Origin of the sequence: Paenibacillus tabacirhizosphaerae (assembly GCF_040812395.1) — a bacterium.
GTDB lineage: Bacteria > Bacillota > Bacilli > Paenibacillales > NBRC-103111 > Paenibacillus_E.
The window spans coordinates 161610-177888 of record NZ_JBFNXH010000002.1 but is presented as its reverse complement, the minus strand read 5'-3'; the positions used below and the strand labels follow the sequence as shown (position 1 = coordinate 177888).

Here is a 16279-nt window from a genome sequence, read left to right as displayed (position 1 = left end):
TTTATCCTTATTGCCATTTCCTAGGAGTAGCTTATACTATAACTATATACCTACTAAGAAAACTAGGACTGGGAAAGGATTCTCAATGCGCATACACATACTCCAACTAATAGTCGGCGACAAACTCACTTCTGATTCCTACAACTCCGCAGGGCTTCATCTTCTCTCTGCGGGTACCGTCTTAGATGCTAGTGATATTCTTATGTTGAGTCGTCACAGCATAGATTACGTTGACATCCAGCCAAGAGGAAGTGAGAATCCCGAACTGGATGAATCTACACCTTATCAAATAAGTACCGAACAAGCTCATTCTTTCCAAGGGGCTATCGAGGGAATTAAACAATTATTTAAGCTTGCCGGCTCTGGTGATCGAATTCAGAGCGAAACTGTAGAAAACGCTTTCAATCCTTTGCTTAGCAGCTTCCAGGATGAAAATGATGTCGTTTCCCTGTTACTTTCTTTGAACAGCCAGGATGATTATACCTACCAGCATAGTGTACAAGTGGGCATGCTTTCCTACTATATTGCCACGTGGATGGGGAAAACCGAAAAAGAAGCACATCTTATCGGAAAAGCGGGGTACTTGCACGATATTGGCAAAAGTAAAGTCGATGAAAGCATTTTACTGAAACCCGGCAAGCTCACTAATGATGAATACAATGAGGTTAAAAAACATACCATTTACGGCTACGAAATTCTTCGTGATTCTCTGAAAGATAATACGCTTGCTTTGGTCGCTCTGCAGCACCATGAACGATTGGATGGCAGCGGATATCCAATGAGAAGGACGAAAACGGAAATTCACTCCTACTCCTTCATTATAGCGGTTGCAGATGTGTACAGTGCAATGATCTGCAACCGGGTATATCAAGAAAAACGCGATCTGCTTTATGTACTTAAAGAACTTCATCGCATGAGCTTCGGCGAACTGGATCCGAAAATTGTACAAGTCTTTATTCGTAATATGATTCCGAACTTTATCGGCAAAAAGGTCGCCTTAAGCGACGGAAGAAAAGGGACGATTGTCATGACGAATCCGTCCGATTTCTTTAGACCGCTTATTAAAATTAGAAGTGAGTTCATTGACCTATCTCAGCTTACAGATGTAGAAATCACGAAGATTGCGATGTAAATCGAAGCTGAGCTAAATGATTAAACTTCCTACGGCTAACGCCATTCCGATGTAAACAGCTGCCAGCAAAGTTCCTACAGCTACATTGCCTTCTTGCAATTGGTCGGAAAGCTTTACGCCAGGAGTCAGCCAGTCGAATACCCAGTAGGTTAAGATCAAACATACATAACCCACTGCGAACCAGAGGCTCATATGCCAGATGGAGGAGTTCGTATAAGCGGCAATCGCTAACACAATAGCAGTAGCAACAAACTTGCCTCCCATGGTAATCCCTACTGCTAAATTGCCCTTATTCACTTCCTCCATGTCGCGGTAAGGCGTCATTAAACTAAAGATGAACATCCCTGCGAATTGAAGCAACACGATGACGATTAAACTAACTACGATATTGACTACGATCAATCTGCCCACCCCCGAAATTTCGCCATTGTTTGATCATAATTGGTGTAATCATGAACTTCTTCCAAAATAACCTGAACTTGCTTCTTATCCTTGTAACTCTTGTAGCGTTCTTCTGATATCGGCTGCTTGATCTTTTGACCTGTCGGCAGGTCCGCAATGGCAAAATAACGGAATTTCCCATCTAGTTCGGTTTTGTACACACCAATCAGATTGACTTCCGTTTTGATCTCCGGCTTTAAATCTAATAAGTCCTTGTCTGCATCCTCTTTCGTTTTGAAAGTCTTAATCGGTTTCCACTGGGAAAGCGTGACATCATTTTTGCCTTGGCTGTCTGCTTTCATGGCAGCGCTCATATACCGCAGGACCCAAACACTGTCACCGGTGGCAAAATTCTGATCATTGGAAATGCGTTCATTGTTCGGCAGCAGGACCATATCGCCATCGAGCAAATCCCCCACTTTAGCTTCCTGTACTTGGTAGTCCCAAGGCACCTCTCCGCTAGCGGAGTTAGGACTTATCCGATTCATGCTGCTGCCGCTACCGTCTACAGATGAATTCGTATTCATGACGGAAGGCTTTGAATTGAAGGCGCTGCTAACTGCCCAAATAATCAAAATAATAACGACGAATCCAACTGCCATCAGCCAAAATCGTTGTTGCTTCAAGATGATTTCACTCCTATCGCCACAAAATGGCTTGAATTCCCGGTAATGATCCCGCCAGCCCGCCCTAACAAGCCGCAGGGCACTCCATTTATCACGAACAACCCCGTCAACAGATGCAAATCGCCATTTGCAAAAGTTAGTTTAGGCAGATCGGCCCGTTGTTGATATATTCTTTTAAAAAACACACTGGTGTCAAAACCAGCTTCATCTTTCGTCTCCAGCTCGCCTTGTTTATCATAGAGTTCGACAGAACCGCCCTCTCTACCGAACATCGACTTCGAAACATACTCGCCCTCAAGTATAGGTAAGGTGAATGTAGGGAGCATATACGTCTCTATAGCTCTATGTTCGTCGATAGTAAAGAAGGTTTGCTCTTGTTCATGCAATCGCCAGATGATGGCTTGTAGACCCTTAGATTGCAAAATAACCGCATGCAGAGGGTTAAACAGTTCTATAAATTGTTCCTCTATCGAATAGGCTAGAGCTTCGCCGCCATCATCGATACCCATCCATTCTTTCGGATACAAAGCAAACATCTTGGCAATGGTCATCTGCTCGCCTGCTTTGACAATTCCTTTATCAATCCATAGATCTAGACAATCGATGCAAGTGATGCTTCTGCCGCTATGTGCAACTAAAGCATCTATGGTTCCCGTATCTTCCTTATGAACGCCGTATGCGATACACGCCGCATAATCAGGAGCTTCCACTTCCCAAGCTTGGCGGATTCTGTCTTTCATGGCGCTGTTAGGCGATTCCACCTCATACTGTTGACATAGCCAAGGCGTAGCCATCGATGCTTCTACATAACCTGTAGGAGTGTCTGCATTAAGTTCCAGGAGTTTAATGCGCCCCTCTTGATTCACGGCAAAGTCAAACCTTGCATAACGGCTGATTAGACCAGGCGCACCAGGTTGAAGACGATCTAGCCCATCCCAAAGCACCTCGGGTATAGACAGCAGGTCATACAGATCCCTTCGTCCTATTACAAACCGAGCGGCTTTATCGAACACATGCCACAACGACTCCGCGGCTTTATGCAGCTCATCATAAGCCGCTCTTTCCATAACCACAACCTGATCAATCCAGTAAGATTCATCTTCCATGTTAGCCCATGTAAATCCAAGGCCAGCCAACTCCTGCACACGTTTATCTCGATCTGAGGAAGGGGTGCCAATGACTTCGTACACCATGAGGCTTAACTCCCTGAGCTCGATCCGGAAGAGGAGCTGAACCCGCTCGATTTCCCGCCGATGCTGCCAGATGATGTTGATGTGGACTTGGAGCTGGAATTAGAGGTCGATTCAGAACTCGAGTTGGAAGTAGTTCCTGATTTTGAACCTGATGAGATCGTCCCTGAACTTGTGCCAGAACTTGCTCCAGAAGTTGCACTTGGTTTGGTTCCAGTTGTGCTGCTTGATGAATTCTTTGCACCCGTTGTCGTGCTTGATGAAGACTTATTGGTCGTAAAACTTCCCGTACCGCTAGAGGTCGTTGGGGTTTTAGTTGTCGAGCGGTTTGTAAATGCATTGCCTTGGTACGTTTTGGTTACATAAGGTGTATTTGAGCGATAATTGTAAGAATTATGGGTACTTACATAGGTACTCGATGAATAAGGGCTGCCTCCATTAAAAAGGAGATGATATAATAATAGATCGTCCCAGCCGAACCCGCCGCCGCCCATGTGATTATTCACAATAATGGGTGCTTGGCTGCCGCTAGACCCTCCTGAGCTTCCTCCGGCCGCTGGCGTTGGAGTGGGTGAAGGCGTTCCTGCTTTCTCTGATGCAATCGGCAAGCTCCAATCAATGGCGCTGTCGTAATACGCTTTTACCTCTTCCGTTGACCATTCTACAAGCTTAGCTGCACTTGAGGGCGCATTGCTTGGGCTAGCGGTTTCCGCCGCTCCTAGAGGAACTAGGAGCAAATGGCCTGCCATTAGAATCCCTAATGAGGCAGACAATACTTTCAGTGGTTTTTTCAACGTCCGCTCCCTCCCTCCTGGCCTCCGGCACTTAAGAGCAGAAGCTCGAAAACGTTCTCATCTAAATTCAATCTTCCTTCAATCATTTCATATTCCTTCCCGTTTACTAGCACATAATTTGCTGCATTCAAAGCTTGAATGAGCCTATCGTCCCAAGTCTTCTCACTAATTTTACGCAGCTGCCCGTCTGCCAATTTCTCCAACAAAGTAATATTCAACTGTCTTCCTCCTCCAGAACTTCATAATATTAAAACGCAACAACAGCCGATTTGTTTCATATTGGTAAAAAAATAATAGGTAGTGAAAGTTATGGAAATGAAAAAGCCTATCCTTCGGGATAGACTTTTTCATTTCTGCATATCGCAATTGCTCTTATCCAATGATCCTTTTTGCGCGCAGAAATGTTGATTTCCAATATGGTTTATCGATGTTGGTGATTTGCACCCCATCCTTAGGTTTGGGGGATGCGTGAAGCATTTGCATGTTCCCCACATAAATGCCAACATGGCCCACTGTGTTGTTGCTTTTATATCGCCCAGGCACAAAGAAGAACATCAAATCCCCCTTGCGCAAGCTTTTTCTGCTGACCAATTTGCCTTGCAGCGCTTGCTCACGTGCTACTCGCGGAAGCTGAACGCCATATTTACCAAAAATATATTGCGTGAATGTTGAGCAATCGAAAGTGCCTGATTGGGGGTACGGGTTTGTCCCAAACACATATTTCACACCTAAATATTGCTTCGCTTTAGTGATCAGAGCATCTGCATCGATTGGTTTGATAACTGGGATAGCTTCATCCTGACTAGCCGGCGACCAGACTTGTTGATCTAGACTGACATCGTCACTAGAATTGACGGGGTGTGTCGCTCCATCATCTCCAAAATCAAGCTCGGACGAGACCCCGCCTGAGTCTGTGCTGTCCTCCCGGTCAATCGTCTTCACAGAAGATGGATAAATGACGAGTTGTCCATCCTTCACGTTAAACGACATATCTTCTTTAAATAGATCTCCCAGTGTATCCGTTGGAATATAGGCAATATCCCCTTCTTTTACAAATGGCCGGCTCACTTGAATAGGATGACCTTCCTTGCTGGCATTCGTCGAATTCATGGTCATTTCATAATTGGCATCATTGTCGCCAATCAATAGCTTTTTATTGGATGCTTCCCACTTAGAACGAAAATCAAGAACTTGCACAAGTTCTGTCGCAGAAACGTAGCTGATATTGCCTATTGTTTTAAGGGGAATCACCGCGTTTTCCGTTTTCAGCAACGTCTTTACTTGCTCATCCAATGATAAGCTCTGACTCGTTTGACTGTCTGTATTCCCATGTTGTACAGAGGGTGATGATGCTGAAGGGTTGGGCAGCGTGTTGTCGCTCCCACAAGCTGTAGTCGTTGCTAAAATAACGACCATACCTCCTACTGCTGCTTTCAGCCTTTTCCACATGCGCTCTCTTCTCCTTTTGGGGACACGTTATTATCCTCTTTAGAGTGAGACAAGCCAGTCACAAATATGCATCAGCAAACAGCATTTACCTCATAGGATCCTATTGGGAATTCGTATTCAAAAGGGACTCTATGGTATGATGAGCATGTAAATACGATGCAAAGCTGGTGATTTGTTTGAATGAAAATAAAGCTGGTTCAACCTTACCGTTCTATGCCATTATTTTCGGCTTAGTTGCGGTTGCCCTCAATATATTCCTCATCCCTGTACCACTTGGCCTCCTATTTGGAATCGCGGCTTTTATATGCGGATTCATAAGTTTTATGCGCTATGGGAAAAAAGACGGGTTTGTTCTATCCTTAGTTTCCTTTTTACTGGTCTTGCTTTGGATTTGCTCCATAGTCATCCCCATTTGGGTAGATCCTACTTTACAAACCAAGTGGAGCTAACATTAGGAGAGTTTAAAATAGATGGACGATCCACTTCATATAATCTGCGGATTTAAAAAAACTAGCCAAAGATCAAAGCCCGTTAGGTTACTGCAACTGTATTGCGACGGCTGTGATTTCATTTTATAGATATTCCTTACAAATAGGCAATCATCCCTTACTGGACAAAGGTCGCGTTATTTATACTGTTGTTGTTGCCAGAATAAATAAGCATGACCTATTTTGTTAGGAAGGGATTGTTACTATGATAAATAAAAAACTAACTCTAAAAAGCAAAACGAAAATCAAACAGGCGCAAACGCATGTGCATGAGTTTGAAGGCAGTACTAAATTAGCAGAACAAGGCGCTGATCGCCACAATCATCGTTTTGCCGGGGTTACCGGGCAAGTCATCCCATTTGGGATAAGCCATGTTCATGAAATCGATCTTACGCACACTGATTTCTTAAACCATTTTCATAATCTTAAAAAAATTAGAACTGGACCCGCAATTCCGGTTGGAAATGGCAAGCATGTACACTTTGTTACTGGACTGACAACATTAAATGATGGTCATAGGCATAGATTCAACTTCGCAACATTGATTCAACAACCTCTCGTATGATCTACCAGTATTGAGTAAAAATATATGTTGGAAATCTTTTGCAGCGCTATGAAAATCGATTGCTCAATAAAAAACATCAAAGGAGCAGCTGCGGCGCTCCTTTGATGTTTTTATACAAATGTCGAACCAGACCCAGTCATGAATGGCATAAAAACAAAATGAAAAAATAAGGGCTGCCCCGGAGTCATTTTGTGACTTTGGGACAGCCCCTTTTTCAGAGTATTAACCGATGGAGCCTTCCATCTCGAATTTGATCAACCGATTCATCTCAACGGCGTATTCCATAGGAAGTTCTTTTGTAAATGGCTCGATAAAGCCCATAACGATCATTTGTGTAGCTTCCGCTTCTGTAAGACCGCGGCTCATGAGGTAGAACAACTGGTCCTCAGACACTTTGGATACCGTTGCTTCGTGTTCCAGCGTAATATTATCGTTCATGATTTCGTTGTAAGGAATCGTATCCGAAGTCGATTCATTATCAAGAATCAAGGTATCGCATTTGATATTCGCTTTGGAGCCTTGGGAGTTGCGTCCGAATGAAGCCAATCCGCGATATGTCACCTTGCCGCCATGCTTCGAAATCGATTTGGATACGATGGTCGAAGTCGTTTCAGGCGCCAGATGCGTCATTTTTGCACCAGCATCCTGATGCTGCCCTTTACCTGCTACAGCGATGGAAAGAACCATCCCTTTAGCGCCGCGGCCTTTCAGCACGACAGCCGGGTACTTCATCGTCAGTTTGGAACCGATGTTGCCATCGACCCATTCCATCGTTGCATTCTCTTCAGCAACCGCACGTTTGGTAACGAGGTTGTAAATGTTCGGCGCCCAGTTTTGGATCGTAGTGTAACGAGCGCGAGAATTTTTCTTACACACGATCTCAACGACCGCACTATGAAGCGAGTTTGTGCTGTAGATTGGCGCTGTACAGCCCTCTACATAGTGCACGAAGCTATCTTCGTCGGTAATGATGAGCGTGCGCTCAAACTGACCCATGTTCTCGGAGTTAATACGGAAGTAAGCCTGCAGCGGAACTTCACATTTTACACCTTTTGGCACGTAGATGAAAGAACCGCCGGACCATACGGCACTATTCAAAGCAGCAAACTTGTTGTCGCTTGGTGGAATAACCGTTCCGAAATATTCTTTGAACAGCTCCGGGTACTCGCGAAGAGCCGTATCGGTATCTGTAAAGATAACGCCTTGGTCTTCGAGTTCCTTTTGCATACTGTGATAAACAACCTCGGACTCGTATTGAGCGGATACGCCAGCAAGGAACTTTTGTTCTGCTTCTGGAATACCAAGCTTGTCAAAGGTTTCTTTAATTTCCGTAGGTACTTCTTCCCACGTTTTACCTTGCTTCTCTGATGGCCTCACATAGTACTGGATATCGTCGAAATCCAGGTCATCCATGTTTCCGCCCCAACGCGGCATCGGCATTGCAAAGAACTGCTCCAACGATTTCAAGCGGAATTGCAGCATCCAGTCAGGTTCGCCTTTAATTCGGGAGATCTCCTCCACGATTTCACGAGTTAAGCCTTTACCGGATTGAAAAATCGATTTGTGCTCATCTCTAAAGCCATACTTGTAATCTTCGAGATCTGGCATTTGTTTCGCCATGGTCATTTCCTCCTTCAAGTTTTGCTTCTGCAAAACGGACTCCTTAAGCTTTACTTATCCGTTCTGTTTGGATTGATCGATTCCTTTGCGAAGTGCGTTCCAAGCAAGAGTTGCGCATTTGATCCTCGCCGGAAACTTATTCACGCCAGATAACGCCTCAATGTCTTCATATTCGAACTCGGGATGCTCGCCTTTCATCAGACCGGAAAAATCTTCCGCCATCCTCAGCGCCTCTTCGAGTGTTTTGCCTTTCACAGCGTCGGTCATCATGGAAGCAGATGAAAGGCTGATCGAACAGCCTTCCCCCGTAAACTTCGCAATCTTGACGATGCCGTCTTCCACCTGCATTTGCAGCGAAATCTTGTCGCCGCAAGTCGGATTATTCAAATCGATGGTCACTGACTCATCCGACTCGAACTTTCCACGGTTGCGTGGATTTTTATAGTGATCCATAATCACTCTGCGGTATAAATCATCCAATTGTTGCATGACCGAAGTACTCCTTTGTTTTTTGTAAGGCTGCCACAAGTCGGTCAATATCGGCTTCTGTATTGTACAGATAAAAGCTCGCACGTGCAGTAGCGCTCACTTCCAGCCATCTCATCAATGGCTGGCAGCAGTGATGTCCAGCCCGTACAGCAACTCCCTCCGCATCCAGAACGGTAGCCACATCATGAGGATGGACATCGCCCAGATTAAACGTTACGAGTCCTGCGCGGTCTTTCATGGGGCCGTAAACCGTCAGATCTTCGATCTGTGTCATACGTTCCAGCGCATAGTTCGTGAGCTGCATATCATGTTTATAAATATTGTCCATTCCGACTTCCTGCAGAAAATCAATAGCCGCGCCAAGGCCAACAGCTCCAGCGATGATTGGCGTCCCGCCTTCAAATTTCCATGGCAGTTCTTTCCATGTAGCTTCATATAAATCCACATGATCAATCATCTCGCCGCCAAACTCGACAGGCTCCATATTCTCTAGCAGGGCCTTCTTCCCATACAATGCCCCGATTCCGGTAGGGCCACACATTTTGTGACCGGACAGCCCGTAGAAATCGCAATCCAAATCCTGTACATCAATCTTCATATGCGGCGTGCTTTGAGCGCCATCCACCACCATCTTCGCGCCATGCTTATGGGCGATGCGGGCGATCTCCTTGACCGGATTGATTACTCCGAGCACATTGGACACATAGACAACTGAAACGATTTTGGTGCGATCGGTAATGACCGTCTCTACGTCAGCAAGCGAGATCGTGCCGTCAGGCTGCAAGGGTATATATTTTAAGGTAGCGCCTGTTCGCTTGGCGACCTGCTGCCAAGGAATCAGATTTGCATGATGTTCCATCGGCGTAATGACGATCTCGTCGCCTTCCCTGAGCACCGATTGTGCATAGCTGCTCGCTACGATGTTAAGAGCTGTTGTTGTCCCTCTGGTAAAAATAATTTCCTGCTCGCTGGACGCGTTGATGAATTTGGCCACTTTTGCACGTGCCCCTTCATAAGCGTCAGTCGCACGAGATCCCAGTGTATGAACCCCACGGTGAACGTTAGAATTGTCCCACTCATAATAATGCTTCAGTGCTTCAATCACCGAGATAGGCTTCTGGGAAGTAGCTGCGCTGTCCAGGTAAACCAGAGGATGACCGTTCACTTCTTGCTTTAAAATAGGGAAAAGTTCACGTATCTCCGAGGTATTCATTGTCCCAGCTTCCTCTCCACTAAGCTTTGCAGTTGCTCTTCAATGCTCTTGATTGGAATTACAGAAACGACTGGCGCTAAGAATCCATAGATAATTAAGCGTTGAGCCTCTTCTTTTGTAATACCACGAGACATCAGATAATGCACCTGTTCTGCGTTAACTTGGCCTACGCTCGCTGCGTGACCAGCTTTTACATCATCTTCATCGATCAGTAGAATCGGGTTAGCGTCTCCACGTGCTTTTGGACTCAGCATCAACACTTTCTCTGTTTGCTGACCATTACAGCCTGTCGCGCCCTTCTCGATCTTCGTAATTCCGTTGATGATCGCTGTTGCGCCATCTCTCATGACTGCGCGAGTAATCATATCACTCGTCGAAGCTTTCCCCCAATGAACAGCACGTGTGGTCAGGTTCAGCTTCTGTTCTTCAGTTCCAACACAAATGACTTTCGCATCGGAATCAGATCCATTGCCTTTCAAGATTGACGTCGTATCGGACAACGAATTCCCATAGTTCATTTCGCCTACAACCCACTGAATGCTGGCGTCATTATCAAGAATCGCGCGGCGGTAAGTCAAATCCGTAACGGAATCTTCAAAATTATGCACGGATGCATAACTTACTTTAGATCCTGGCTTCGCGAAGATTTCAACGATGCCGTTCTGTACCAAAGAAGCGCCAGAAAGCGAAGAAACGAAATTATCTACGTAAGTTACTGAACTGAAGGACTCAGCTACGATCAGAACGTGCGGAGCAAAGGTCGCTTCCGCATCGTCAGCAACGAACAGAGCTTGAAGCGGAATGTCAACTTGGACATTCTTTGGCACATAAATGAAAATGCCTCCGTTCCAAAGTGCAGCATGCAGAGCCGTCAATTGATTCTCATTCGATTCAACAGCTTTCATGAAATAAGGCTTCACTAAGTCCGCATGCTCTTTAAGAGCCGTTTCCAAATCAGTGAATATAACGCCTTGCTGCTTCAACTGCTCAGCAACTTGCTTGTGCACGATGCCGGAGTTTCGTTGCACGATTAAGTTGTCTGGACTTGCCAATCCTTTAGCTGCTTCAGGCAGCTCATCCAAGGAAGCAAGCGGGGCTTGCGCTTTATAGGAACCGTAAGAAGATATGCTCCAACGGTCAATTCTCGTCTTTTCAAGCTTCGGTAATTCCAAGGATTGAGCTAACGAAAGCCCCTCGGAACGAAGGGAAGTCATCCAGTCCGGCTCTTGCTTGCTGCGGGAAAGCGTGATGACCGCGTTAGAATCTATGGAGAGTGTAGTTTGAGTGCTCATGGTTTCCTCCTGATTAGTACTTCGGCGCAGTCGTGTTCATAGGAACTTTGAATTCTTCCGCGTCTTGACCAACGGTTTCATCCACGATGCCGAGCTCTTCTTTGATCCAGTCGTAGCCTTCCGCTTCCAGACGCTCAGCAAGCTCTGGACCACCGGATTTCACAATACGACCTTGCATCATAACATGTACAAAATCAGGATTAACATAGTTCAGCAGGCGCTGATAGTGCGTGATGATCAGGAAGCCGCGCTCTTCGCTGCGCATAGCATTAACGCCTTCAGCTACGATGCGCAATGCGTCGATGTCGAGACCGGAGTCAATTTCATCCAAAATAACGATCTTCGGCTCGAGCAGCAGCATTTGCAAAATTTCATTCCGCTTTTTCTCGCCGCCGGAGAAGCCTTCATTCAGGTAACGATGCATGAATTCCGGATTCATTTCCAGTTGTTTCATTTTCGCTTCCATTTGACGGATGAACTTGATCAAGGAAATTTCATTGCCTTCGCCGCGACGCACGTTCATCGCGCTGCGCAGGAAGTCAGCGTTCGTTACGCCAGTAATTTCACTTGGGTACTGCATCGCCAGGAACAAGCCTGCGCGTGCTCTTTCATCAACAGCCATATCGAGAACATCTTCGCCATCTAACGTTACTGAACCCTCAGTTACTTCATATTTCGGGTGGCCCATTAATGCGGAAGCAAGCGTACTTTTACCAGTACCGTTCGGTCCCATGATCGCATGAACTTCTCCACCTTTGATCTCAAGGCTGAGGCCTTTCAAAATTTCCTTTCCTTCGACGTTCGCTTTTAGCCCGTCTATTGTAAATGTTGGTGAGTTTGCCATTTCTTAAGCCTCCATAAAGTGAATGTACTTTTTTAAATGAAAATCATTATTAAATGATTCTCACTGATTCTCATTAGAATAATTCTATTATAACTTACTCCATCAAATCAAGAAAGGGCATTTCCATGAAAAAAAGCACTTCTTTGAAAATGTAATTTCTATGACAATAAAGTAAGGCTTTGCTTGATTTGAGCGATTTGCTGAGCAAACTCCTCATCATCAAGTACAGGGGTCATTTCGAGTTGTGCAGGGAGATCAGCCTGAATCTCAATCCATGATTTGCAACCCAGATAGGCCTGTTCGATTGGTATCGTCAAGGGACTGTCCAGCTTATATACTCTCAGCACCATAATATGCAGCGGGTTTTTACGCTTCCACTTCAATCTTTCCTCAGTGAAATTCTCCGTCCAAATATGGTAGGGATACAGCTTATTCAGCTGATCCTGATCAATGATCTCGATATCTTCTACCAGCTTGGCGTAAAGATAAACCTCGACGTTCGGATTCTCAGGATTCCAACCGGCGAGTGATTCGTCGATAACACTTTGGTAGCTAAGCTTGAGCAATTCCTTGCGCTGGTGCTCGTAAGTCGGGTAGAGGAAGAAAGCCTCAGACTGCACCTCAAAATCTCTGGTTTCTTCAACAATTCCTCCCTTCCTCATAATAAAAGTTTGTGCGCCATCCGCCAAGGCTTTGACCGCTGACGCCCACTCTTTAAGAGCTATTGGTTTCGTATCCATATTTTATACACCTCACTACTCGCATAATTGTTTAATTATATGAAATCTTAAAAAGTAAAACAATTATGAAAACAAAACAAAAGGACGGCTCTACGGCCATCCCGTTGTTTTCTTATTTAGAAGTTTCCGCGTAAAAGGCAGGCTGCGTGCGGGCGAACTGTTCTTGATTGGACTTCATCGGATTCGGATCTTTTGGCGTGCCAGGAGAATCCGCATCATAAGCTACGAGGAGCAGTACGAGGCAAGCGGCGCAAATCAGCAGAAGATTTAGGATTTTCATCACGATAGAATCCTCCATAACTCTTTTGCTTTCAGTATAGCCGGGCACCATTAACCGCATGTTCGCGCAGATTAAAGAATTTGTAAATACGCCTTCATCCGAGGAACGATTGCAGCATCCATCGATGCTTTTCTAAAGCTGTTTGGATGGCTAGCAGCATGTCGGAGGTTGTCTCATCATCAATTTCTTCACCTATTTTAATTCCGGCTTTCAGCTCTTCAATCACAATACTGAAATCTTGAATAGTTGCTTCCACCATCTTCGTTGCAGTTTCCGCTCCAGAAGCCTCTTTCAGCGTGGATAGCTCCAAGTAAGCTTTCATCGTTGCGGCAGGTTGGCCGCCAATCGCGAGCAGACGCTCCGCAATCTCATCCACATGCAAAGCAGCTTCATTATAGAGTTCTTCGAATTTAACGTGCAGCGTGAAAAATTGGTTGCCTTTCACATACCAGTGGAAATGATGCAGTTTAACATAAAGCAATCCCCAATTTGCAATTTGTTGATTCAAAACGACCTGAATGGATTGTGATGTTGCGACTGCCATTCGTTACGCCCTCCCTCAGTTGATTCATCTTCTTCTGATTTGTGAAACATAAAACCATCGCCATACATGCTAATTTGCCAAGATGGGCCTGATAATATGTAAATTGTGTTGCTTTTCTGAAGTAACTATTTAAAGCTGGCACTTTTTATCATATACTAGGAAAAGATGAACAAAACATAGTAAATTGGTTGGAATTAAACCAAAGCATAGAGGAGGCTCTTCCCATGTCCACATATCACCCGCTTACCGAAGTGCAAGCAATTGAGTACGCGCGCAGCATTCCAGACTTGTTCCAAGCTGGTTCCGAGCTTGCTAGCCGTGAAATTGGCGACGGTAATTTAAATCTTGTCTTTCATATTTCCGAGCCAGCCACTGGCAAAAGCATCATCCTCAAACAAGCGCTGCCTTACGCCAAAGTCGTTGGGGAATCCTGGCCGCTAACGCTTGACCGCGCACGAATCGAAAGCGAAGCACTGCAAATTGAAGAGGCCCTCTGCCCTGATCTTGTGCCTCATGTTTATGCCTACGAACCAGACCTTGCTCTTACCGTCATGGAAGATTTGAGTGATCATATCATCATGCGAAGAGGGCTTATTGAACGCAACCAATACCCGCTGTTTGCTGAGCATATTGGACGTTTTCTTGCTAACACGCTGTTCTTCACTTCCGACCTTGGAAAAAATCAGCAGGAGAAAAAAATCCAGCTCGGACGTTTTATTAACCCTGAGCTATGTAAAATTACGGAAGATCTGATTTTCGACGATCCGTATCGCGATGCGGAAACCAATAACATCGAAGCTCACATCCGGGATGCTGCCGAACACATTTGGCAGGATCGCGAGCTTCATCTGGAAGTTGCGATTCTACGAAATAAATTTTTGACCAGCGCGCAAGCTCTGCTACATGGAGACCTGCATACAGGAAGCATTTTCATAAAAGCCGACTCCACGAAGGTTATCGATCCGGAATTTGCCTATTATGGTCCGATGGGTTTTGACATTGGCGCTGTTTTGGCTAATCTGTTGCTGAATTTCGCCGCTCAAGAGGGCTGGAGTCCGGATGAAGAAAGCCGTGCATCCTACCGCCAATATTTGCTGCAAACGGTAAAAGACGTATGGTCAAAGTTCGAGGCTCACTTCCGCGCTTTGTGGAATGAGCATGGCGTTGACCGTGTATTCCAATCACCTGGCTATCAGGATTATTTCATAGCACAACTGCTTCAAGATACCTTCGGTTTCACCGGCGCGAAAATGGTACGCCGCGTTTACGGGCTTGCACATGTAGCCGATATTGATAAAATTGAAGATGCAGCAGCTAGAGAGCGCGCAGGACGCCTTGCGCTGGCCATCGGAACGAAGCTAATTCGTTTCAACCGTCAAGCATCATCAATTGATGAATTGATTGAAATAGCCACCCAAGAATCGACGAAAGAAAGAGGATCAAATCAATGAGCGATGGAGTAAACGAAATAACGAGCGAGCAAGGCGCTTTGCAATCCTTGCGCTGGAACGGCCAGCAGCTTGATCTGTTAGATCAGCGGTTGCTGCCGGAGGAAATCGTCTATTTGCCGCTGGAAACACCAATTGAAGTGTGGGAAGCGATTCGACACTTGAAGGTTCGCGGAGCACCTGCGATTGGGATCGCCGCCGCGTATGGCGTGTACTTAGGTATTCGCGGACTGGACGCGGATACGGCAGGGCTTCTGACAGAAGTCCAGAAGCAAGCGGACTATCTGGCGACGTCGCGCCCGACGGCCGTGAACTTGTTCTGGGCGCTCGACCGCATACGCGCGAGAGCAGCAGCTTTAGCGGCAGCCGGAGAAAGCCCGGATGCCTTCAAGCAGGCGCTCCTGGACGAAGCGCGGAGCATCCAAGCGGAGGACGAGGAGACGAACCGTCTGATCGGCGAACATGCGCTCACGCTGTTCGAAGACGGTTTCGGCGTGCTCACGCACTGCAACGCCGGCGGTTTAGCGACAGCCAAGTACGGCACAGCGCTAGCGCCGTTCTACTTGGCGAAGGAAAAAGGCGTGAACATCAAGGTGTTCGCGGATGAGACCCGGCCCGTGCTGCAAGGCGCGCGGCTTACAGCCTTTGAACTGCAGCAAGCCGGCGTCGATGTGACGCTGATCTGCGACAACATGGCCGGCGCGGTCATGTCCAAGGGCTGGATCCAAGCCGTAATCGTCGGTACAGACCGCGTTGCGGCAAACGGTGATGTCGCCAATAAGATCGGCACCTACAGCGTCGCTGTTTTGGCTAAAGCGCATGGCATCCCGTTCTATGTGGCATGCCCGTTGTCTACGATCGATCTGAACACGCCGACAGGCGCAGATATACCGATCGAAGAACGCCACGAAGACGAGATTACGCAAGGCTTTGGCAAACGCACAGCGCCTAAAGGCGTGAAGGTATACAATCCGGCTTTTGATGTCACGCCTAACGAATACGTAACTGCAATTATTACCGAAAAAGGCATTCTGCGAGCGCCTTATAACGAGAGCTTGCGCAGCCTGTTCGAATAAAAGAAAAAACTACTCGCCCATGCTTCATAGGGCGAGTAGTTTTTTGTA

At 46.2% G+C, this 16279-nt stretch carries 19 protein-coding genes; 5 read left to right on the top strand and 14 right to left on the bottom strand.

Annotated features, from left to right (window positions below; translation table 11 throughout):
• Positions 1-85: 85 nt before the first annotated feature.
• Complete coding sequence (locus tag ABRS97_RS03715; RefSeq protein ID WP_367811557.1) at positions 86-1132, top strand: HD-GYP domain-containing protein; 1047 nt, start codon at positions 86-88, stop codon at positions 1130-1132.
• A 12-nt stretch (positions 1133-1144) separates the two neighbouring features.
• On the opposite strand, the gene ABRS97_RS03710 is transcribed toward ABRS97_RS03715, so the two are convergent.
• From ABRS97_RS03710 to ABRS97_RS03685, 6 genes are all read right to left on the bottom strand, one after another.
• Entirely contained in the window at positions 1145-1534 is a 390-nt protein-coding gene (locus ABRS97_RS03710; protein WP_367811556.1) for a DUF350 domain-containing protein, read from the bottom strand.
• Positions 1531-2199: a signal peptide protein gene (locus ABRS97_RS03705; RefSeq protein WP_367811555.1), complete on the bottom strand. Its 669-nt coding sequence runs from the start codon at positions 2197-2199 to the stop codon at positions 1531-1533. Before ABRS97_RS03705 ends, ABRS97_RS03710 begins: the two co-directional genes overlap by 4 nt.
• Positions 2196-3392 carry a glutathionylspermidine synthase family protein gene (locus tag ABRS97_RS03700; RefSeq protein WP_367811554.1) on the bottom strand — a complete coding sequence of 399 codons (1197 nt, stop codon included), beginning with the start codon at positions 3390-3392 and terminating at the stop codon, positions 2196-2198. Before ABRS97_RS03700 ends, ABRS97_RS03705 begins: the two co-directional genes overlap by 4 nt.
• A 5-nt stretch (positions 3393-3397) precedes the next feature.
• Complete coding sequence (locus tag ABRS97_RS03695) at positions 3398-4183, bottom strand: hypothetical protein (protein WP_367811553.1); 786 nt, start codon at positions 4181-4183, stop codon at positions 3398-3400.
• Entirely contained in the window at positions 4180-4401 is a 222-nt protein-coding gene (locus tag ABRS97_RS03690) for a hypothetical protein (protein ID WP_367811552.1), read from the bottom strand. Before ABRS97_RS03690 ends, ABRS97_RS03695 begins: the two co-directional genes overlap by 4 nt.
• A 154-nt stretch (positions 4402-4555) precedes the next feature.
• Positions 4556-5632: a C40 family peptidase gene (locus ABRS97_RS03685; protein ID WP_367811551.1), complete on the bottom strand. Its 1077-nt coding sequence runs from the start codon at positions 5630-5632 to the stop codon at positions 4556-4558.
• Between the two features lie 176 nt (positions 5633-5808).
• Here ABRS97_RS03685 and ABRS97_RS03680 point away from each other — a divergent pair, with 176 nt between their 5' ends.
• The gene (locus ABRS97_RS03680; RefSeq protein WP_367811550.1) at positions 5809-6081 is read left to right on the top strand and encodes a hypothetical protein; all 273 of its coding nucleotides are present in this window, start codon (positions 5809-5811) and stop codon (positions 6079-6081) included.
• Between the two features lie 244 nt (positions 6082-6325).
• Positions 6326-6685, top strand: a complete 360-nt coding sequence (locus tag ABRS97_RS03675) for a YmaF family protein (protein ID WP_367811549.1) — start codon at positions 6326-6328, stop codon at positions 6683-6685.
• A 222-nt stretch (positions 6686-6907) separates the two neighbouring features.
• On the opposite strand, the gene sufB is transcribed toward ABRS97_RS03675, so the two are convergent.
• The 8 genes from sufB to ABRS97_RS03635 all read right to left on the bottom strand — a co-directional run bounded on the left by sufB (position 6908) and on the right by ABRS97_RS03635 (position 13707).
• Positions 6908-8305, bottom strand: a complete 1398-nt coding sequence (sufB, locus tag ABRS97_RS03670) for a Fe-S cluster assembly protein SufB (protein ID WP_367811548.1) — start codon at positions 8303-8305, stop codon at positions 6908-6910.
• A 54-nt stretch (positions 8306-8359) separates the two neighbouring features.
• Entirely contained in the window at positions 8360-8794 is a 435-nt protein-coding gene (gene sufU / locus ABRS97_RS03665; protein ID WP_367811547.1) for a Fe-S cluster assembly sulfur transfer protein SufU, read from the bottom strand.
• Entirely contained in the window at positions 8778-10007 is a 1230-nt protein-coding gene (locus tag ABRS97_RS03660; RefSeq protein WP_367811546.1) for a cysteine desulfurase, read from the bottom strand. Before ABRS97_RS03660 ends, sufU begins: the two co-directional genes overlap by 17 nt.
• The gene (sufD, locus tag ABRS97_RS03655) at positions 10004-11299 is read right to left on the bottom strand and encodes a Fe-S cluster assembly protein SufD (protein ID WP_367811545.1); all 1296 of its coding nucleotides are present in this window, start codon (positions 11297-11299) and stop codon (positions 10004-10006) included. The genes ABRS97_RS03660 and sufD overlap by 4 nt, the downstream gene beginning before the upstream one ends.
• A 13-nt stretch (positions 11300-11312) precedes the next feature.
• Entirely contained in the window at positions 11313-12143 is an 831-nt protein-coding gene (gene sufC, locus ABRS97_RS03650; RefSeq protein ID WP_367811544.1) for a Fe-S cluster assembly ATPase SufC, read from the bottom strand.
• Between the two features lie 158 nt (positions 12144-12301).
• On the bottom strand, positions 12302-12883 hold the full coding sequence (locus tag ABRS97_RS03645) for a DUF1802 family protein (RefSeq protein ID WP_367811543.1): 582 nt from the start codon (positions 12881-12883) through the stop codon (positions 12302-12304).
• A gap of 112 nt (positions 12884-12995) precedes the next feature.
• On the bottom strand, positions 12996-13166 hold the full coding sequence (locus tag ABRS97_RS03640; RefSeq protein WP_367811542.1) for a hypothetical protein: 171 nt from the start codon (positions 13164-13166) through the stop codon (positions 12996-12998).
• Between the two features lie 91 nt (positions 13167-13257).
• Positions 13258-13707, bottom strand: a complete 450-nt coding sequence (locus tag ABRS97_RS03635; RefSeq protein WP_367811541.1) for a Dps family protein — start codon at positions 13705-13707, stop codon at positions 13258-13260.
• 224 nt (positions 13708-13931) lie between these two features.
• On the opposite strand from ABRS97_RS03635, the gene mtnK reads away from it, so the two are divergent.
• Positions 13932-15158 (top strand): S-methyl-5-thioribose kinase, encoded by a 1227-nt coding sequence (gene mtnK / locus ABRS97_RS03630; RefSeq protein WP_367811540.1) that lies wholly within the window; start codon positions 13932-13934, stop codon positions 15156-15158.
• A complete protein-coding gene (gene mtnA / locus ABRS97_RS03625) occupies positions 15155-16231 on the top strand; it encodes an S-methyl-5-thioribose-1-phosphate isomerase (protein ID WP_367811539.1) in 1077 nt (358 codons plus the stop codon). The genes mtnK and mtnA overlap by 4 nt, the downstream gene beginning before the upstream one ends.
• Positions 16232-16279: the final 48 nt, after the last annotated feature.